The 17991-nt window shown below is 65.9% G+C and carries 18 protein-coding genes and 2 tRNA genes; 11 read left to right on the top strand and 9 right to left on the bottom strand.

The annotated features are described in order from the left end of the window. Positions 1–16: 16 nt before the first annotated feature. Positions 17–841 (bottom strand): TIGR04222 domain-containing membrane protein, encoded by an 825-nt coding sequence (locus P0Y59_23230; protein ID WEJ99781.1) that lies wholly within the window; start codon positions 839–841, stop codon positions 17–19. A gap of 12 nt (positions 842–853) precedes the next feature. Next, entirely contained in the window at positions 854–1432 is a 579-nt protein-coding gene (locus P0Y59_23225; protein ID WEJ99780.1) for a hypothetical protein, read from the bottom strand. A 177-nt stretch (positions 1433–1609) separates the two neighbouring features. Between P0Y59_23225 and P0Y59_23220 the strand changes: the two genes are divergently transcribed. From P0Y59_23220 to P0Y59_23205, 4 genes are all read left to right on the top strand, one after another. Then, on the top strand, positions 1610–2113 hold the full coding sequence (locus tag P0Y59_23220; GenBank protein ID WEJ99779.1) for an EF-hand domain-containing protein: 504 nt from the start codon (positions 1610–1612) through the stop codon (positions 2111–2113). A gap of 73 nt (positions 2114–2186) precedes the next feature. Beyond that, positions 2187–2861, top strand: a complete 675-nt coding sequence (locus tag P0Y59_23215) for a hypothetical protein (GenBank protein ID WEJ99778.1) — start codon at positions 2187–2189, stop codon at positions 2859–2861. A 120-nt stretch (positions 2862–2981) separates the two neighbouring features. Beyond that, positions 2982–5813 carry a pitrilysin family protein gene (locus P0Y59_23210; GenBank protein WEJ99777.1) on the top strand — a complete coding sequence of 944 codons (2832 nt, stop codon included), beginning with the start codon at positions 2982–2984 and terminating at the stop codon, positions 5811–5813. Positions 5814–6066: 253 nt separating this feature from the next. Further along, positions 6067–7089 (top strand): cell wall hydrolase, encoded by a 1023-nt coding sequence (locus P0Y59_23205; protein WEJ99776.1) that lies wholly within the window; start codon positions 6067–6069, stop codon positions 7087–7089. A 33-nt stretch (positions 7090–7122) separates the two neighbouring features. On the opposite strand, the gene P0Y59_23200 is transcribed toward P0Y59_23205, so the two are convergent. Next, positions 7123–9036 (bottom strand): S9 family peptidase, encoded by a 1914-nt coding sequence (locus P0Y59_23200; GenBank protein WEJ99775.1) that lies wholly within the window; start codon positions 9034–9036, stop codon positions 7123–7125. A gap of 175 nt (positions 9037–9211) precedes the next feature. Between P0Y59_23200 and P0Y59_23195 the strand changes: the two genes are divergently transcribed. Further along, on the top strand, positions 9212–10396 hold the full coding sequence (locus tag P0Y59_23195; protein WEJ99774.1) for a Yip1 family protein: 1185 nt from the start codon (positions 9212–9214) through the stop codon (positions 10394–10396). A 76-nt stretch (positions 10397–10472) separates the two neighbouring features. Here the strand turns inward: P0Y59_23195 and P0Y59_23190 are convergent, their stop codons facing one another. Next, positions 10473–11465, bottom strand: a complete 993-nt coding sequence (locus tag P0Y59_23190) for a cupin domain-containing protein (GenBank protein WEJ99773.1) — start codon at positions 11463–11465, stop codon at positions 10473–10475. A 225-nt stretch (positions 11466–11690) separates the two neighbouring features. Here P0Y59_23190 and P0Y59_23185 point away from each other — a divergent pair, with 225 nt between their 5' ends. Genes P0Y59_23185 through P0Y59_23175 form a run of 3 tightly spaced genes read left to right on the top strand, consistent with a single transcriptional unit; the run spans position 11691 to position 12889 of the window. Continuing rightward, entirely contained in the window at positions 11691–12134 is a 444-nt protein-coding gene (locus P0Y59_23185) for a hypothetical protein (GenBank protein ID WEJ99772.1), read from the top strand. A gap of 57 nt (positions 12135–12191) precedes the next feature. After that, positions 12192–12596 (top strand): nuclear transport factor 2 family protein, encoded by a 405-nt coding sequence (locus P0Y59_23180; GenBank protein ID WEJ99771.1) that lies wholly within the window; start codon positions 12192–12194, stop codon positions 12594–12596. Between the two features lie 53 nt (positions 12597–12649). Further along, positions 12650–12889: a hypothetical protein gene (locus P0Y59_23175; GenBank protein ID WEJ99770.1), complete on the top strand. Its 240-nt coding sequence runs from the start codon at positions 12650–12652 to the stop codon at positions 12887–12889. Here P0Y59_23175 and P0Y59_23170 read toward each other — a convergent pair. Beyond that, the gene (locus P0Y59_23170) at positions 12886–13167 is read right to left on the bottom strand and encodes a hypothetical protein (GenBank protein ID WEJ99769.1); all 282 of its coding nucleotides are present in this window, start codon (positions 13165–13167) and stop codon (positions 12886–12888) included. The two genes, P0Y59_23175 and P0Y59_23170, sit on opposite strands and share 4 nt — an antisense overlap. A gap of 233 nt (positions 13168–13400) precedes the next feature. Between P0Y59_23170 and P0Y59_23165 the strand changes: the two genes are divergently transcribed. Next, positions 13401–13982 (top strand): hypothetical protein, encoded by a 582-nt coding sequence (locus P0Y59_23165; GenBank protein ID WEJ99768.1) that lies wholly within the window; start codon positions 13401–13403, stop codon positions 13980–13982. Between the two features lie 11 nt (positions 13983–13993). Here the strand turns inward: P0Y59_23165 and P0Y59_23160 are convergent. The 4 genes from P0Y59_23160 to P0Y59_23145 all read right to left on the bottom strand — a co-directional run bounded on the left by P0Y59_23160 (position 13994) and on the right by P0Y59_23145 (position 15904). Further along, a tRNA-Ser gene (locus P0Y59_23160) sits at positions 13994–14080 on the bottom strand. Positions 14081–14182: 102 nt separating this feature from the next. Beyond that, positions 14183–14259 (bottom strand) — tRNA-Pro (locus tag P0Y59_23155). 586 nt (positions 14260–14845) lie between these two features. Next, positions 14846–15520, bottom strand: coding sequence for a hypothetical protein (locus tag P0Y59_23150; protein ID WEJ99767.1), 675 nt, complete (start codon positions 15518–15520; stop codon positions 14846–14848). Between the two features lie 72 nt (positions 15521–15592). After that, positions 15593–15904 (bottom strand): antibiotic biosynthesis monooxygenase, encoded by a 312-nt coding sequence (locus P0Y59_23145; protein ID WEJ99766.1) that lies wholly within the window; start codon positions 15902–15904, stop codon positions 15593–15595. Between the two features lie 144 nt (positions 15905–16048). On the opposite strand from P0Y59_23145, the gene yajC reads away from it, so the two are divergent. Together yajC and secD are read left to right on the top strand one after the other, a co-directional pair. Next, positions 16049–16378 (top strand): preprotein translocase subunit YajC, encoded by a 330-nt coding sequence (gene yajC / locus P0Y59_23140; GenBank protein ID WEJ99765.1) that lies wholly within the window; start codon positions 16049–16051, stop codon positions 16376–16378. Positions 16379–16382: 4 nt separating this feature from the next. Further along, positions 16383–17981 (top strand): protein translocase subunit SecD, encoded by a 1599-nt coding sequence (secD, locus tag P0Y59_23135; protein ID WEJ99764.1) that lies wholly within the window; start codon positions 16383–16385, stop codon positions 17979–17981. The last annotated feature ends 10 nt before the right edge of the window (positions 17982–17991 follow it).

The following is a 17991-nucleotide window of genomic DNA, read 5'->3' as shown; positions in this document are numbered from 1 at the left end:
TCAGCGCGACGGGCGGTCAGCCACCGCATCCGCCGCAGCCCCCACCACCGCACCCGCCGCCACCGCCGCCATCGCCTGAACCGCTGCCGCTGTCGCCCGAACTTGCGGTGCGAAGCGTGTGGAAGTCGGACCAGCCGGAACCCACCAGCACGCTCGTGCCGAACAGGGCGACTGCCAGGTCGGTCTCGGTCGTGGTCGGGGCGCGGCGCAGCCGGTCGGCATCCATCCTCGCCCGTTTCAGCGCGGCATGGCCGCCTTGCGTCCGCCGGTCGACCGCGATCCAGCGGATCAGCGCGAAGATGGCGGTCAGGATCAGCAGCAGCGTCAGATAGCCGACCGGCCGCCCGCGCTCGATGCCGATCAGCAGCTTGGTGCCGCCGAAGAGCAGCAGCAGGAAATAAGGCAGCGTCTGCCAGAAGCGCATCTGCAAGGTCAGGCCGTCATCCATCATCAGGCCCGCGGCAACCAGCTTGCTCCGCACCGGCGATGAATAGGGTTTCAGCGCGCGTTCGATCAGCGGCCAGCGGAGTTCTCCCGGCAAGGCGAGCACGCTGCGCTCCGCGGGCGTCCTGCCCTCGTTGCGCACCGCGGCGTGGAAGCCCTTCTTGTCGATCATGACGAGCGCCCGCACTGCAAGCAGGCGCATCACCACGGCATCGGCGAAGCGCGCCGCGCCGCCCGCCAGATAGGCAAGCTGGCCTGTCTCCGCGACGCGTCCCGATCGCCCCTCCGGACGCAGCCAGCGCGGGATGACGAAGCCGGCGATGATGGTGAGGACCAGGAAGAGCCCGTAAAGCTCGAGAAAGGGCCTACCAGTCAGGTCGAAAGGTCCGAGAGACATGGTCATGCTCCTCTACCGTGACACCGCAAACGCAAGGAGCGCCGCCGCTGCGATCAGCGTCGCCAGCAGGAACGACAGCGCCCTGCGCCTGGGGATGATGAAGGCGTCGCGCGGGTGGACCCGGCGCGCCCGGGGATCGTCGATCAGCCGCTGCGCCCCGCCCGGCCAGATATCCGCCGGCGGCGCCTCGCCGAAGACCTGCTCATAGCGTTTCAACGTATCGGCATATTGCTCGAAGAAGCGGCCGCGCTCGCCTGCGCCGCCCGCCGTCGGGCCGTGATGGAGCGGGCGACCGAGGATCTCGGGGCAGAAGCGCTCCCAATAGTCCCGGCTGTAGGTCAGGTGCAGATGCCACGCCTGATCGACCGCGTCTGACGGCGTGACTTCGCGGTCGCCCGTGACGGCGAGGAAACAGAATTTCCTGTATTCGTCGACCACTCGCGCGGCATGAGCCGTGCTCCACCCGTTTTCCCGCGCGAGCCGTGCCGTGAAGGTCAGCGCAGCGTCCTCGGGGCCGATGATATAGTGGGAAAGCGAGGCCCACACCGCGTGATCGCGATATGCTGCCGGCAGACGATTCGTCCCGCTCATCTAAATATCCTACTAATATAGTAGGCGTTAGAAAGCAAGAGCTGAAAGAGGCACCGTATATCCGACCCGCGCCTCGCCCCGGCCCGTTCACCTCGCAGATAGCTTGCCCAGCCTATCGCTTGTCCCGAAGCGATGCTGCGCCCGGCCGCAGCCCATGCGCCCGCGAAAGGTTCTTCGATGCTCCGTACCAACTCTCCGACCCTGGGCGCGATCATCGCCCTGACATTTGCGACGCCCCTCCTTGCGCAGACAAGGGCGCCTGCCGCGCCGGCCGGCAACGTCACGCGCGCTCAGGTCGAGGCGCAGGTGAAGCAGGTGTTCGATCTCGCCGATACCAACAAGGACGGCTTCATGAGCCGCGCCGAATTCGCCAAGCGCATGGCCGCGGTGTTGAACCGGACCCCGCCAGGCACGGCCGGCGCCCCATCACGGGAGCAGGCGCAGAAGATGCTCAACGCCGCCGACGCCGCCTTCAACGCGGTCGACACCAATCATGACGGCAAGCTCAGCCGCAAGGAAGCGGGCGCGCGCGCCCTCGCTGCGTTCGACCTGATGGATACCAATCACGACGGCGTGGTCACCCCGGCAGAGAAGGCCGCGGCGCGCAACGGGGCCGTGCCGATCGGCCCGGTCGGGCCAAACGGGCCATCCGAGGAGAGCAAGCCGCGCCGCGGCGGTTGATTCCGCCGCCCGGGGTTCAGGCCCCGACGCTTGCTCGCTATCCCCGGGCGCTCCCGCCTGTTACCTCTCGTCCATGAACATCCTCCTCTTCGGTGCGACTGGCATGGTCGGGCAAGGCGTGCTGCGCGAATGCCTGATCGATCCGGGCGTCGACCGGGTGGTCACGGTCGGCCGTGCGCCGTCCGGACGGGCTGACCCGAAACTCCGCGAAATCCTGCTCCCCGATCTGTTCGACATAGGCGGCGAGGCAGCGGAGCTGAGCGGCTTCGATGCCTGCTTCTTCTGCCTTGGCGTCTCGGCCGTCGGCATGTCCGAGGCCGATTATACGCGCATCACCCACGACCTGACGGTGACGGCCGCCACGCTGCTCGCCGGACTCAATCCCGGCATGACCTTCATCTACGTGACGGGCGCCGGCACTGACAGCAGCGAGCAAGGCCGGATCATGTGGGCCCGGGTGAAGGGCCGGACCGAGAATGCCCTGTTCGCCCTGCCGTTCGCCGCCGCCTATATGTTCCGGCCCGGCTTCATCCAGCCACTCCACGGCATCGTCTCGAAAACAGGCTGGTATCGCGCCGCCTATGCGCTGACCGGACCGCTCGCCTCGTTGCTGGGCGCGCTATCCCCCGCACTGGCGACCACGACCGAGAAGGTCGGGCGCGCGATGATCGCAGTCGCCCGGGGCGGCTATGCGAAGACGATCCTCGGCACCGCCGATATCAACCGGGCCGCCGATCCGAAGTGCTGATGCCCCGGTATCCGGCATCAGGCACCGCGCAGCCGGTGTCCCGCAGAATTGACACAACCCGACCCCGGCGCGACACCAACCCGCAACCAGCCTCCTCCTGCAACACTGGAGTCATCGTTCATGCGCCTTTCCCGTGCCGTCCTCCTGTTGGGCGCAGCCTTGCTCCCGCTCTCGGCCCAGGCGCAGAAGGCGCCAGCGCCCGCCGCCGCGGTGAAGCCGCTCGACTTCACCGAACGCACGCTGGCCAATGGCCTACGCGTCTATGCGATCCGCGATACCGGGACGTCCAACGTCGCGGTGCAGGTCTGGTACGATGTCGGATCGAAGGACGATCCCGCCGGCCGATCCGGCTTCGCCCACATGTTCGAGCATCTGATGTTCAAGGCGACGCGCAACCTCGTCGCGGAACAGATGGACCGGCTGACCGAGGATGTCGGCGGCTACAACAACGCCTCCACCAATGACGACTATACCAATTATTACGAGGTGGTGCCGGCCAATCATCTGCAACGGCTGCTGTTCGCCGAGGCCGACAGGATGGCGAGCCTGGTGGTCGAGCCCAAGAGCTTCGCGTCCGAGCGCGACGTGGTGAAGGAGGAGCTGCGCCTGCGCACCCTCGCCCAGCCCTATGGCAAGCTCTTCTCGATCTACTTCCCCGAGATTTCCTACACGAAGCACCCCTATGCCCGGCCCGGCATCGGCAGCCTGGAGAATCTGGAAAACGCGACGATCGACGATGTCCGCGCCTTTCACGCGACCTATTACCGGCCCGACAATGCGATCCTCGTCGTGTCGGGCAATTTCGATCCGAAGCAGCTCGATGCCTGGGTCGACCAGTATTTCGCCGGCATCAGGAAGCCCGACCGCCCGATCCCGCGCGTGACGGTGACCGAGCCCGAGCGCACCAGGGCGACTCACGTCACCGTCTATGAGCAGAACACGCCCCTGCCCGCGGTGATGATCAGCTATCCGCTGCCGCCCGACAATGATGCCGACATCCCCGCGCTCACCGTGCTCAATGCGGTGCTGTCGCAGGGCGAGAGCTCGCGGCTGTACGAGACGCTCGTCTATCGCGACCAGCTCGCCCAGACCGCCGAGACCTATCTCGACACCAAGCAGGGCCCGGGCAATCTCGGCGTCTTCGCGATCCTGGCTGGCGGCAAGACCGCCGATGCCGGCGAAGCGGCGCTGCGGCGCGAGGTGGCGCGGCTGCGCGACGCGCCCGTCACCGCCGCCGAGCTGGCCGAGGCGAAGAACGAGATCCTGACCAGCGTGCTCCGCGGCCGGGAGACGGCCGAGGGCAAGGCCTCGACCCTCGCCGCCTCGGTGATCATCAACGGCGATCCGCGCGCTTCCGACCGGCAGCTTGCCGAGATCGCCCGGGTCACGGCCGCCGATATCCAGCGGGTCGCGCAGAAATATCTCCGCGACGAGCGCTCGGCCGCGATCCACTATCTCCCCGCCGAAAGCGCCCCGGCCGGCGCCAAGGGCGACACGGTGACAGTCGCCTCGACGGTCCAGGTCGCGCCGCTGGCCGCGCCCGCCAATGTGGAGATCGTGACGCCGGCACCGGAGGCGGAGCGGGTGGCACCGCCAGCGCCGGGCGCGCCCGTCGTCGCGGCCATTCCGGCACCGCAAGAGATCAGGCTCGCCAACGGCCTGCGCGTGCTCGTCGTCGAGAAGCACGATCTGCCGCTGCTCACCGCCGCGCTGGTGGCGACCGGCGGCGGCGCCGCCGACCCGTCCGACCGCGCCGGCGTTGGCAGCCTGACCGCCGACCTGCTGCCGAAGGGCACCCGCACCCGCTCCGCCACGCAGATCGCCGCCCAGATCGAGGCGCTCGGCGGATCGATCGGCAGCGATGCGAGCTGGGACGGATCGTCCATCTCGGTGACGGTGAAGTCGGACCAGGCAGCACCCGCGCTCGGCATCCTCGCCGATGTCGCGCAGAATCCGGCCTTTGCGGACGAGGAGATCGAGCGCGCCCGCGCCCAGGCGATCGACGGCGTCTCGGTCACGATCAAGGACCCATCGCAGCTTGCCGGGCTGGTCGCGGGCCGGGCGGTGTTCGGCAACCAGCCCTATGGCCATGCGCTGTCGGGCACGCCCGAATCGCTGAAGGCGATCAAGGCAGCGGACATCCGCAGCGCCTATGCGAGGACATGGCAGCCGAACCAGGCGACACTCGTGCTGGTCGGCGACATCACGCCCACAGCGGCAAGGACGCTCGCCGAGAAGAATTTCGCCGGCTGGCGCTCCACCGCCCGGCAGACCCCAGCCCCCACCGCCGGCCAGCCCCTGCCCGAGCCCCGCGTGATCGTCGTCGACATGCCGGGCGCGGGGCAGGCCGGTGTGGTGGTCGCCCGGCCCGGCATCGCCCGCCGCGATCCCAGCTTCTATCCGGCGAGCGTCGCCAACACCGTGCTGGGCGGCGGCTTCTCCTCGCGACTCAACCAGGAGATCCGGATCAAGCGTGGCCTCGCTTACGGCGCGGGCAGCTCCCTGTCGGCACGGCGCGAGCCCGGCTCGATCTCGGCCCGGACCCAGACCAAGAACCCGACCGCGCCGGAAACCGTGGCGATCATGGTCGCCGAGATGAAGCGCCTCGGAACGGAGCCGGTGCCGGCGAACGAGCTCGAACCGCGCAAGGCGACGCTGATCGGCGATTTCGGCCGCGGCGTCGAGACGACCGACGGCATCGCGGGCGTGCTCGGCGCCTATGTCGTTCAGGACGTGCCGCTGAGCGAGCTCAAGGCCTTCACGTCGAAGGTCTCGGCGGTCGACCCGGCTGCGGTGCAGGCAGCCGCGGCGCGCCTGCTCGATCCGGATCGGGCGAGCATCATCGTGGTCGGCGATGCGAAGGACTTCATCGAGGCGCTGCGCAAGGCCTATCCGAAGCTGGAACTGATCCCGGCGAGCGCGCTCAAGCTGGACACGGCCGCGCTGAAATAGCTCCTTCTCCCCTTGTGGGAGAAGGATACGGAGACGTGCGAACGAAGAGAGTTAGTCGGAGTTGGATGAGGGGGAGTGAGGCTCGAACTTCGAATGTCCCCCTCACCCTTCCCAGGCTTCGCCTGGGCCCCTTCCCTCTCCCACGAGGGGAGAGGGAGCTTTCCAAGAATTACGTTAACCACCAAGTGTTTCGCTGCGACACACCCTGAAATGGAGGGCAGCGCGGCCGGGATCGATCGGCTATGGCGCAGCCATGGCCTGGGGCGCGATCAAAGACTGGTTCAGGATGCGGCGGCTCGGCAAGCTCGGCATCGTCGGGATCGTCGCGCTGATCTGCGCGGGCGTTTCCGCCCATGCCGCCCTCCGCGCGATCGTCGAACAGCAGGCCAAGGCCGAAGCCAGGGCGGCGAAGCCCGTCGGCTACGAGGCCGAGGATCATTTCCCCGGCGCCGCCTGGTTCTATATCGCCGAGGAGAGCCCGACCCCCGGCGCCGGCACGACCGGAACGACCAGGCTGCCCGACATGCCGCTGCCGCCCGAGGCGGCATCGCTGGCGACCGATGCCTCGATTCGCCCGGCCCGGCCCTTCTCGATGAAGAATGCCAGCCCGACCGATCGCGCGCGGGCGCTGCAATGTCTGACCACCGCGATCTATTACGAGGCGGCGACCGAGCCCGATGCAGGCCAGCAGGCAGTGGCGCAGGTGATCCTCAACCGGATGCGCCATCCCGCCTTCCCCGCGACGGTGTGCGGCGTCGTCTATCAGGGGTCGGAGCGCGGCACCGGCTGCCAGTTCAGCTTCGCCTGCGACGGATCGATGGCACGGGCGCCGTCGCGCACATACTGGCTCCGTGCGATGAAGGTCGCGGCGGCGGCACTGAACGGCCATGTGTTCGCGCCGGTCGGCCTCGCGACCCATTACCACACTTATGCGGTCACCCCGTCCTGGAACCGCAGCCTGGTGATGACCGCCGCGCTCGGCGCCCATTTCTTCCACCGCTGGCAGGGCTGGTGGGGCACACCCGCCGCGTTCAGCCAGCATTATGCCGGGGGCGAGCCCTTCCCCGGGCCGCATCCCCGCCCCGCGACGCCCGACCTGGTCCTGGCGACCGCTGCGGCCGCCGTGCCGACATCCACTCCCCCGACCGTGCCGGCCTCGATTCAGCCAGCCTATGCGCAGAGCGGCACGCTGAAACCCGCGGTCGCGCCAGCCGATACGACCGGAGAGTCCCAGATTCTCGACCGCTGGAAAGACTCAGGCAAGCCGCTCAGATAATTCCCCTCCCCCTGCGGAAGAGGGAAAATACGCCTAGTTCGACCCCGCCAGATATGTGTCGAACCACGCGATCGTGCGCTTCTGCACATCGGCCATGTTCCCCGGCGCGCGGATCCGATGTCCCTCGTCTGGATAGATCACCAGGCTGGTCGGCACGCCCTGATCCTTCAGCCCATGCCAATATTCGATCGACTGGGTCGGCGGCACCTCGATGTCGCGTTCGCCGACATAGATGAAGGTCGGGGTCCTGGCTTGCTTCATGAAATAGACGGCTGATACCGCCTCATAGGCCTTCGGGTCGTCGTACATCGTCTTGCCAAAGAAAGGCAGCATCCACTGGTCGATGCCGTTGGTGCCGTAATAGCTGATCCAGTTGGACAGCCCCGCCCCCGCCACGATCGCCTTGAAGCGCTTGGTCTGCGTGTTCGCCCACATCGACATGAAGCCGCCATAACTACCGCCCGTCAGGCCCAGCCGGGCCTCGTCGATCGGCGCGATCTTCTCGACGGCATCGATGCCGGCCAGGATATCGCGCAGGTCGCCCCCGCCGAAATCGCGCTTGTTCGCCGCGGTGAAGGCCTCGCCCTGGCCATAGCTGCCACGGGGATTGGGCAGGAAGACATAATAGCCGGCACGGGCAAGGCCCGCCGACAGGCCGTTCGCCGGCAGGAAATTGGGCGTTGACGCCGCGGCCGGCCCGCCATGCACCACGGTGACCATCGGCGCCTTCTTCGCCGGATCGGCACCGGCGGGCGCGAGCAGCCAGCCCTGCACGTCGAAGCCGTCATTCTTCCACGTCACGCTGCGCGCGGTGACGAGCGCCGGCTGCGCGTCATTATCGTGCGTGATCTGCACCGGCCTGGCCACCGGCCCGGCGAAGATCGCGGGCGCGTGCGTATAGTCCTGCACGACCATCGCGACGGCCCGGCCATCGGCGCTATAGGCGACCCTGGCGTCGCCCGCCTCGAAGCTCGAAGGGCGGCTCCACCCGATGGCGGGCTGCGCGCCAAGGTCGAGCAGGCCGGCATCGCTGCCCTTCAGCATCGTTCCGCGAAAACGGCTGCCGGTCGATAGCAGCGAGGTGACGGTAAAGGGCGCTCCCTCGGTCATGTTCCGCGGCACGCCCCCGGCGAACGGCACCGTCCACACATCGCCGCCGACCGATCCGAAATCGCTCATCAACCCGCCGACATAGGCGACCGTCCTGCCATCGGCCGAGATGCGAGGGAAATTGATCTGGGTCGCCGGCTTCGCGATCCTGCGCACCGCGCCGGTTCGCGCATCGATCGCATCGAGCGTCGCGACCCACCAGTTATTGTCGCCATTGCCTAGCGCCGAGGAGGCCACAAAGCCGTTGCCGTCGGGTGTCCAGTCATATTCATAGACATAGCGGCCGGCCGGCGAGAGCGGCTTCACCTCGGCCGGGGCAACCGGGGCGCCCGCCACGTCGAACACGGCAAGGCGCTGTTCGTCGCTATGCTCGCCGATCTCGCCGATCTGCCTGACGCCGGCCTGGGTCGCGCCGGCTTCCTTCGCCGCGCCGATCGTGACGAGCAGCGCGATCCGCCTGCCGTCGGGCGAGAAGCGCGGGGTCTGGGCGATGCCGCCGACCGTCGCGATGGCGCGCGGCGTGCCGCCATCGATCATCAGCGCGACGGTCCCCGCCTTCCGGTCGCGCTGCAGAAAGGCGAGCGTACCGTCGGGCGCAAAGGTCAGGCCCGAATAGCTGCAGGCGGCGCAGGGGTCGATCGTGCGGACGATCCGCCCGTCCTTCGCTGACCGGATGGCGATGGCCGAATGGGACGTGTCCTCGTCTCCCTCGACGCTGGCGATCAGGTCGCCCTTCGCCGACAGGACCAGCCCGGCATATTGATGGACGGGCGCAGCCATCGTCGGCGTGGCGACAGTTGCGGTGGCTGACAGGAAGAAGGCGAGTTTGGCGCGCACGTGACCCTCCGGAACGGATGCCGTGGCGGGATAGCATGACGGCGCTGCCACGCAATTGCGAACCATGCTATGGTCGGCACGGGCGAAACTGTCGCGCATGTCGCCTTGATCCTATCCTTCGGGACGCCCGGGCCTAGGGTCGCGCAGTCGGGGGACAAGCAACAGGGAGCAGGCCATGGCCACGCATATTCCAGGCGACCAACCCACGAACATGGTGGAACGGATCAAGCGACTGCTGACTGCGCCAGCGCAGGAATGGCCCAGGATCGACGCCGAACCGATGACGATCAAGGGCATCTATACGGGATGGGTCGTGCCGCTGGCGGCGATCGGCCCGGTCGCCGGCCTGATCGGCGCGCTGGTCTTCGGCTACAGCTTCCTCGGCGTCACCTATCGCCCGCCGATCGGTGTGGCTGTCAGCAGCGCACTCGTCGGCTACGTCCTTGCCCTGATCGGCGTCTATATCCTGTCGCTGATCATCAACGCCCTTGCGCCCAGCTTCGGCGGCACCAAGAATCCGGTTTCAGCGTTCAAGGTCGCCGCGTTCACCGGCACCGCCGGCTGGCTTGCCGGCGTCTTCCAGATCATCCCGATGCTGAGCTGGCTGGCGCTCCTCGGCCTGTACGGCCTGTACCTCCTCTGGGTCGGCCTGCCGATCCTGATGAAAGTGCCCGAGGGACGCGCCACGCCCTATGTCGTCGTGACGATGCTCGTCTCGATCGTGGTGTTCCTGGTGTGCGGCGCGGTGGCGACCCAGGTCGGCTCGTCGTTCGCGCGCCCGATGTTCAACGCAGCGACTGATGCCGGGACGGTGAACGGATCGTTGAACCTGCCCGGCATGGGCACGGTCGATCTGGACAAGGCCAACGCTGCCGTCGCCAGCATGAAGGCGGCGACCGACAAGATGCAGAACGGCACCGCGACCCCGATCGCCGCCGCGACGCTGCAAGCGATGCTGCCCGCCACGATCGGCGGCTTCGCGCGCGGCGACGTCGAGTCCCAGAGCGGCGGGGTCGGCGGAATCGCCGGAAGTCATGCGCAGGGCCACTATATCTCGGGCGACCAGAGCTTCGACCTGTCGGTCACTGACATGGCGGCGGCCGGCGCGCTTGCCTCGCTCGGCGGCGCGATGAACATGCAGTCGAGCAAGCAGACCGCGACCGGCTATGAAAAAACCGCAATGGTCGGCGGCGCGATGGTCACCGAGAAATGGGATACCCAGTCGAAGAGCGGCAGCTACGTCACGATGGTCGCGAGCCGCTTCATGGTGTCCGCCGAAGGCGCCGCGCCGACCATCGACACGCTGAAACAGGCGGTCGCGTCAGTCGATACCGGCAAGCTGGCGGCGCTGGCGCGCTAAAGTTATCAGTGTCGGAGAAAGAAGAACCCCGCCTGCTCTCGCGGGCGGAGCTTCCGGACCTGCCGTTTCGAACCCCTTATTGGCGGCCGTTCGATTCCGGCGTGTAATTGTGCAGTCCGCGCGGGAACGGGTTGATCGCGACGCGTGTCGCCATCTCCCCCACCGGGCCGCCGAAGCTTGCGCGGTGCCAGCGCCCGACCTCAGCCGTCACGACATCGCCGGCGGAGGCGGTGAAGAACGGGACACCCTGGATCTGGTAATCGACATTGCCTTCCATCACGAACCAGAACTCGCTGTAATTGGTGTGAAAATGGCCGAGATTGGTCGGCGGCGGCGTTGGCGTGCCCTTGCCGCGGATATTGTTCACGAACATATGGTCGCTGGCGATGAAGGCCCCCGCCCGGCCGTTCGCGCCGACGACGTCCTTGTAATAATCGAGATAGGGCTTGTTGGCGCCGTCATAGACGCCGTCCCCGCCCGACAGGATCGCCCTCGTATAGGTCACGCCCTTGATGTCGGCCGGCCTGGTCGACGTGCCGGTATCCGGATAGATCGGGATGTCGCCGGCCTCATGGACCTCCAGCCACAAAGCGGGCGCGGCCCCGACCGTCTCCATCGTGAAGGGCAGGCGCAGCGGCACGTTGATCTCGAAGCCCTTTGAGGCGACGAACGGTTCCTGGCCCTTGATGCTGACCCTGACCTGGCCGCTCCAGACGATCATCGCGACCCGGTTGTCGGCATAGAGGACCTCGGGCGTCTTCGCGCCCGGGGCAAGCTGGTGCCAGTCGGCCATGAGATCCTTGTTGCGCACGATGGGTTGCGACCAGCTCGCCTGGCCCTTGTGCAGCGCGAGCACGTCGGCGAGCTTCCACCATGGCTTGTTGGGGGCGACATAGGCCTGGACCGGGTTCTTCTTGGGCACCCAGCCATAGATGGGCGGTGGCGGCGCGGGACGCGCGGCGGGCGGCGCCCCCGCCGGAGCGGGCGCCGCCTGGGCGAACGCCTGATGCGCCAGCATCGCCGCGCCCGCCATCATCCCCGCGACAAAACCGGTCTTCACAACACGCATCAGGTCATCTCCCTCCAAAAGGACCGGCGCGCGCCGGGATTTTCGTTCTCCACATCACCGGCTTTTGCCGTGTACCTGTCCGTGGAGTCGGATGGAGCTATATCAAATATATGATATAGGAAAGGCGTTTTACTGGGCCGGTTCGGGCCTTGTCGGATGCTGCGGGTTGCTGGTGAACACTATGTCGGCGCCTTATGCTGCGTTGGCGTTTTGGGGGAGTGGACCATGAGATACGTGATCGCGTTCACCGCCACGATGCTGCTGGTTTCAGGCCTGCGCCTCGCAACCGGCCAGGAACCCCGCTTGCTGGATGCACTTACCGGTCTGGCCGTCGTGATTGTCGTCTTTATGGGCCGTCGCATAAGAAACCGCACGTCTGGAATGTTGCAAAGGGAAGGCCTGATTTGCGCGTCCTTTGGCTTGCTCTTTTCCCTCACCGTGCTGGTCGTGGAAACCTATCGAATCTTTCAGGCATTCGCGACCGGAATGCTGTTGGTTTCAACCAGTCCGGCCGGATATGTAACTTGGCAGGACAAGCCGATCGGCTTTGTCGTGGCAGCGCTGACGCACCTTGCGATCATGGCGATTTTGGCGTTCCTGATCTGGGGGTGCAGTCATGAAATATCCCAGCGGCGCGGTTCGCGATCTGACCCGACCGGATCTTCCTGACACTCGCGGCGCACTCCGCCGGACGGATGACGGCACCGTACGCGAAAGGGACCAGCGATGAATGACAGTGCAAGCGACGATATTCGGACCGTCCTGACTCGCTACGCCTCGGCATGGCGTGCGGGCGACCTTCAAGGGATCGCCTCCTGTTATCATGACGATTTCACGCTTCACTATTTCGGGACAAGCCCGCTGGCCGGCGTCCATCGCGGCAAAGGCGCGGCGCTGGCCGCACTGGCCGATTTCTCCCGCCGGTCACGGCGACGGCTGATCGAGATCAGCGACATAGCGGTGGGCGCCACGCGCGGCGTGATCCTGGCGCGGGAGGAGATTTCGATCGGCGGGCGTGCGGTGGAGATCGAGCGGACGCTGATCTATGCCATCAGGGATTCGCTGCTGTTCGAATGCTGGGTGCTCGACCAGGATCAGCGCCTGATTGATGAGATGCTTCGACAGGGCTGAGCGGTGTTGCTCCCGCCGAAGCCAGATACAACGGGGTCGGCCGCCAAGTGGCCGTGCACGACTTCGATGCGACCACGGGCAAGGGCAGCGACTGGCGCAAGGATGTGATGCTGGCCCGCCCCTCGGATACGCCGCCAGGCGATTGGTTCCTGGTGGATCTGCGCCGTTTGCGCAGCGACGATCTGGAAGCCCTGACGCCTGAATGGCGCGCGCTCATCCGCGGCGACGACCTCGCCATTGTGGCGCCGGAACTGTCTGCGTCCACCGTGGTGGGGGTTCATGACGCCTCTTAGGAGACGGGGACACCCCGCTGGCTCGGCGTATTGTCCCAAACGGTCATAATGCCTTCGTTGCAGCGGTATCCAGTCGCGCAGTCCACATGCTGTTCTATTTGGTCTCGGATAGCCTCAACGGAGGCGCAGGATGCACCCATTTCGGTTTCGAGAAATACCCAAGGTTCAGGGTTCATCGCCACCCCCAACGCGAGATATTTGTCCAGCGCTTCCCGCGACACCGGCTTGCCGTTCAAATAAGTTTTGCCTGCTCTATCCAGAGCGATCTTATTTAACATGACGAGCCCGAAGCTCCGTGGGTGTCCCCACGTCGAACGGGGCGGAGAGCAGGCCTTCGGCGCTTCCTGAGAGCAAGCCGACGCTACAACCGTCAAAAGAACCACTCGCCAACACTTCATCTGACCAGTCTGCCAACATGCCGGCGAGGGTGCCAGCGAAATGCCCGCTCTCCACCACTTTTCGACATTCAGCGCCTGTGCCACGCCTCGTGCCCTCGGGTGCGGGCGCCGTCGTGACGATCCCTTTCTGTTCCGCCCAATTCCTGATAGCAAACGGTGAAACAGGAGGGTTTCCGTTGCCTATCGTGGAAGCAATCGCCGCCGTGAGCCAAGCGCTCGACGTTGTGAAGGGAATGCGTGCAGTCGAAAAGAGCTTCGACGCGGCAACTTATAAAATCCAGGTCGCTGATCTGATGACGGCGCTTAGCGACGCTAAACTTGAACTTGTCGCGGCGCGTGAGGCCGCAACCGCTAAAGACGCTGAGTTTGAGCGATTGAAGGCGACACTCGCGGGCCAGGCTGAACTGGTCGACGGGCGCGGCGGCTTCAAGTACCGCGCTGATGCGGCGGGCCAACCGGCAGGACTGCCCGTCTGTCCCACTTGCGAGCAACGAGATGGGCGTTTGACCTTTACCGTGAAAGAAGACTCGCCCACCAAGGTGCTGTGCCCCGTTTGCACGTCTCGGTTTGACGGTGTGGCAATTTATCTCACGCAGCCCGCGAACGAACCGACCACGCTTGAGGACGATTATCACAGGCGGGCTGCTGAGGGTATGGCTCGACTGTCAGCGAGTATGAACAAGGGTATTTATTAAACACAATCTGACGGAAGAGGTGAGATTCGAACCCAAGAACGGCTTGCACCGTCGCTGGTTCTCAAGACCAGTTCCTTAAACCACTTAGACACTCTTCCATACCATTCTGCGGCTGCCGCTAGAGATATGCTAGACGCCGCTGCGCAGCACCCCGATATCTTTCGGTACCCACATAAGCATCTGCAAAGGTGTGGTGAAATTGGTCGGGGCGACAGGATTCGAACCTGCGACCCCCACACCCCCAGTGTGATGCGCTACCAGGCTGCGCTACGCCCCGACCGAGGGTGGGGCACATATGCGGGTGAGGCGCGGGATGCAAGCACGGAAGGCGCCGCGGCGAACGATCGACGGATGTGAGCCGGAAGCGCTCGACCCAGCATCGATCGATTCAACCTCATCGAACACCGGCGCAGGATGACCGCGAATGGGCCCGCACCGGAGCTTCACCCTCGCATCGGAGGAACGCCGTCATTTCCCTGTTCCTCGCCACATTTTCCCTGTTCCGGGCGCGATTTTCCCTGTTATCCCGTAACAGGGAATTCTGCATTATCTTATTGATATATAAGAGAGATTTGCTCTCCACTCACCTCCAAGTCTTAGGAATAAAAACAAATTCCCTGTTATTCGCCCGGAACAGGGAATTTCGGGCGTCGCGGCGGACCGGCATGGATATCGCGAGTCGCGCCGTCATCCGGAAGGATTCACGCGAAGCCGCGAAGACGCGAAGAGAGGTTGCGCAGGGAAAGACCGGCCCGGCATTGGCCCGAACGGCACCTCCGTCGAGGACGATTGCATTCCCGCTGGACTATCCGCTTCGCGTCTTCGCGGCTTCGCGTGAACAAATTCCCGTCGTGCCGGCCCGCCTATTCCCTGATCTGCCCGAGCGGCAGCAGGCGCTTCGCCAGCGCCTGGATGAGACGCCGGTCACCGCCCTTGAGCGCGCCGACCATCTCGACCGCGCGGCGCTGCATCATCCGGTCGAGCAGCGTTGGCGTCGTGCCCCGCGTCGCTGCATCGGCCAGCGCCGCCCCGCGCGAATCCGCCGGGTCGACCGACAGCCGCAGCAGGGCGGCGAGCCCGGTGAACAAGGCACGATCCCCGCCCAGCGCGACGGCGCGGTCGGTCGCTTCATAGCCGGTCGTCTTCCGCGCGCCGAGCACCGCCCGCGCGGCCAGCCCGCCCAATGCCTCGACCGCGTCGATATGCCAGCCGCCCAGCGCCGCCTGTGCCTCCGGATCGCGCGGGTTCCGCGCGACGAGCATTTCGAACTGCGCACGGCATTCGAGCGCATCGTGCCGGCTCTTGCTGAGCTTCGCGCGATAGCCGATCGCCATCGCCCGCGTCAGCAGCGCGTCACCATCGCCCGGCATCCTGGCGAGCGCGGCATTGGCATCCGCCTCCACGCCGGCAAGCTGGGCAAGTGCCGACGCCTTGTCGCGAACGGTGAAGACGATCTGGGTCAGCGCATCGCGCGACGAACCGGGGACGGTCGCGGCAGGCACTGGCGAGAGGAGAAGAGCAAGAGCTGCGCTCAACATGATCCTGTCCACACGCCCTCGCCTGGAGGCACGGCAAGCACGAGTCGCATCACATGCGGCCCTCCCTCGCGCTCATTCCCCGATCAGCGTCTGCCAGAACTCCCCGTCCCAGGCCTTCACGCTGATCTCCTTGATGCCGAAGGCGCCAAGGCTCTTGCCGAACGCCTTTTGATGATCGGCGATGCCATGCGCGCCGAGCGCCTCTTTCGAGGCCCAGCGTTCGGAGACGCGGATGAGATCGGGGTCGGCGGCGTCATAGGCGAAATTGTAGAATTCGCAGCCATCCTCCGCACTGGTCGCCGCCATATGCTCGATCAGCAGGTGGCGCAGCTTCGCCCCCTCGCCCTCCGCAACCCGGATATGTCCCAATACGATGATGGTCATTGCGCCTCTCCTGATGATCGGGCCGGCTCCGGCAACCAACCGATTGTTGCGTGGCCATCGGACAAGTGATAGCTCGCGGCGCTTATAGAGCGGGCCTTGCCCCTTTTCGATACCCAGCCTTCCCGGCCAAGCCTTCAGGATATCATGTTCGCAACTCCAGCCTATGCAGCCACCGCGGGCGCCGCCTCAAGTGGCGGTTCCTTCCTGGTGCTTATCCCGTACCTGCTGCTCATCCCCGTTTTCTACTTCCTGGTGCTGCGGCCGCAGCAGCAAAAGGCGAAGGCGCACCGGGCGACGCTTGAGGCGGTGAAGAAAGGCGATTCGGTCGTGACCTCCGGCGGTCTGGTCGGCAAGGTGACCAAGGTCGAGGAGCGTTTCGTCGAGGTCGAGATCGCGCCCACCGTCAAGGTGCGCGTGGTCAAGGCGATGCTGGCGGAGGTCACTCCGTTCGGCACCAAGCCGGCGAACGATTAATCCGATGCTGGATTTCCCGCGCTGGAAGATCACCTCGATCCTGGTGCTCCTCGCCGCGCTGATGGCGCTGGCGATCCCGAGCTTCTTTTCGGAAGACCAGACCAAGGCCTGGGGCTGGATCCCCCACCCGCGGATCAACCTCGGCCTCGATCTGGCCGGCGGCAGCTATCTGCTGCTCGAGGCGGACACTGCCGACCTGATCAACCAGCGCGTCGAGCAGAAGCGCGACGAGGTTGCCGCCGCGATGAAGCGGGCCAACCCCAAGATCGACATCGGCGACATCTCCACGCGTGACGGCAAGGTCACCTTCATGCTGCGCGACGTGACCCAGGTCGACGCCGCGCGCGAGCAGCTCCAGGCGCTCACCACGGGCGCCGGCCTGACCGGCCAGCGCGACTGGAACATCGAGGTCGTCGACGGCACCCGCTTCGTGATGACCCCGACTCAGGCCGGGATCGACCAGCAGATCAACCAGGCGATGGGCGACGCGACCGAAGTCGTGCGCAAGCGCATCGACGAACTCGGCACCAAGGAGCCGACCATCGTCCGCCAGGGCAACAGCCGCATCGTCGTCCAGGTCCCGGGCCTGCAGGACCCGCAGGCACTGAAGCAGCTGCTCGGCAAGACAGCGAAGCTTGAGTTCAAGCTGGTCGACGAGACCGCGACCGACCCCGCCCAGCTCGCCCAGGGCATCGCGCCGGTCGGCAGCCAGGTCCTGCCATACCCCAGCAGCCCAAGCCGCTTCATCGCCGTGAAGCGCGCGGTGATGATCACCGGCGACCAGCTGATCAACGCCCAGCAGAGCAACAATCCCCAGACCAACCAGGCGGAGGTGGTGATCACCTTCGACAGCCAGGGCGGCAAGAAATTCGCGCGGGTGACCCAGGCGAACGTGAACCACCCGTTCGCGATCATCCTCGACGGCCAGGTGCTGTCGGCCCCCAATATCAACGAGCCGATCCTCGGCGGCACCGCCTCGATCTCGGGCAGCTTCACCGTCGCCAGCGCCAACGAACTCGCGATCGCCCTGCGCTCGGGCAAGCTGCCGGTCGCGCTGAAGGTGATCGAGGAACGCACCGTCGGCCCCGATCTCGGCGCCGATTCGATCCATGCCGGCATCAAGGCCTCGATCATCGCGGTGATCCTGGTGATCGCCTTCATGCTGGTCACCTATGGCCGCTTCGGCATCTATGCGAACTTCGCCGTGGTCATCAACGTCGTCGTTATCATGGGCGTGCTGGCGGTGCTGAACGGCACGCTGACCCTGCCCGGCATCGCCGGCTTCGTGCTGACGATCGGCACCGCGGTGGATGCGAACGTGCTGATCAACGAGCGAATCCGCGAAGAGCAGCGGCGCGGACGGTCGGTGATCCAGTCGATCGAGCTCGGCTACAAGGAAGCAAGCCGGACGATCTTCGAGGCGAACGCGACTCATGCCATTTCCGGCATCATCATGCTGCTGCTCGGATCGGGCCCGGTTAAGGGCTTCGCCGTCGTGCTGCTGATCGGCATCGCCACCTCGGTGTTCACCGCCGTCACCTTCACCCGCATGCTCGTCGTGCTCTGGGTTCGCCGCACGCGTCCCAGCCACCTCAATATTTGATCGGCGACCG

Origin of the sequence: Candidatus Sphingomonas phytovorans, from assembly GCA_029202385.1 — a bacterium.
Taxonomy (GTDB): Bacteria; Pseudomonadota; Alphaproteobacteria; order Sphingomonadales; family Sphingomonadaceae; genus Sphingomonas; species Sphingomonas phytovorans.
This window is presented reverse-complemented; position numbering and strand designations above follow the sequence as displayed.

What these genes read in the sequence shown, in the direction of transcription:
- P0Y59_23145 (WEJ99766.1), bottom strand. Translation starts at nt 15,904, where the DNA reads ATGACCATCATCGTATTGGGACATATCCGGGTTGCGGAGGGCGAGGGG.
- P0Y59_23180 (WEJ99771.1), top strand. Translation starts at nt 12,192, where the DNA reads ATGAATGACAGTGCAAGCGACGATATTCGGACCGTCCTGACTCGCTAC.
- P0Y59_23150 (WEJ99767.1), bottom strand. Translation starts at nt 15,520, where the DNA reads ATGTTGAGCGCAGCTCTTGCTCTTCTCCTCTCGCCAGTGCCTGCCGCG.
- P0Y59_23210 (WEJ99777.1), top strand. Translation starts at nt 2,982, where the DNA reads ATGCGCCTTTCCCGTGCCGTCCTCCTGTTGGGCGCAGCCTTGCTCCCG.
- P0Y59_23225 (WEJ99780.1), bottom strand. Translation starts at nt 1,432, where the DNA reads ATGAGCGGGACGAATCGTCTGCCGGCAGCATATCGCGATCACGCGGTG.
- P0Y59_23205 (WEJ99776.1), top strand. Translation starts at nt 6,067, where the DNA reads ATGGCCTGGGGCGCGATCAAAGACTGGTTCAGGATGCGGCGGCTCGGC.
- P0Y59_23190 (WEJ99773.1), bottom strand. Translation starts at nt 11,465, where the DNA reads ATGCGTGTTGTGAAGACCGGTTTTGTCGCGGGGATGATGGCGGGCGCG.
- P0Y59_23195 (WEJ99774.1), top strand. Translation starts at nt 9,212, where the DNA reads ATGGCCACGCATATTCCAGGCGACCAACCCACGAACATGGTGGAACGG.
- P0Y59_23170 (WEJ99769.1), bottom strand. Translation starts at nt 13,167, where the DNA reads ATGTTAAATAAGATCGCTCTGGATAGAGCAGGCAAAACTTATTTGAAC.
- P0Y59_23185 (WEJ99772.1), top strand. Translation starts at nt 11,691, where the DNA reads ATGAGATACGTGATCGCGTTCACCGCCACGATGCTGCTGGTTTCAGGC.
- P0Y59_23230 (WEJ99781.1), bottom strand. Translation starts at nt 841, where the DNA reads ATGTCTCTCGGACCTTTCGACCTGACTGGTAGGCCCTTTCTCGAGCTT.
- yajC (WEJ99765.1), top strand. Translation starts at nt 16,049, where the DNA reads ATGTTCGCAACTCCAGCCTATGCAGCCACCGCGGGCGCCGCCTCAAGT.
- secD (WEJ99764.1), top strand. Translation starts at nt 16,383, where the DNA reads ATGCTGGATTTCCCGCGCTGGAAGATCACCTCGATCCTGGTGCTCCTC.
- P0Y59_23220 (WEJ99779.1), top strand. Translation starts at nt 1,610, where the DNA reads ATGCTCCGTACCAACTCTCCGACCCTGGGCGCGATCATCGCCCTGACA.
- P0Y59_23215 (WEJ99778.1), top strand. Translation starts at nt 2,187, where the DNA reads ATGAACATCCTCCTCTTCGGTGCGACTGGCATGGTCGGGCAAGGCGTG.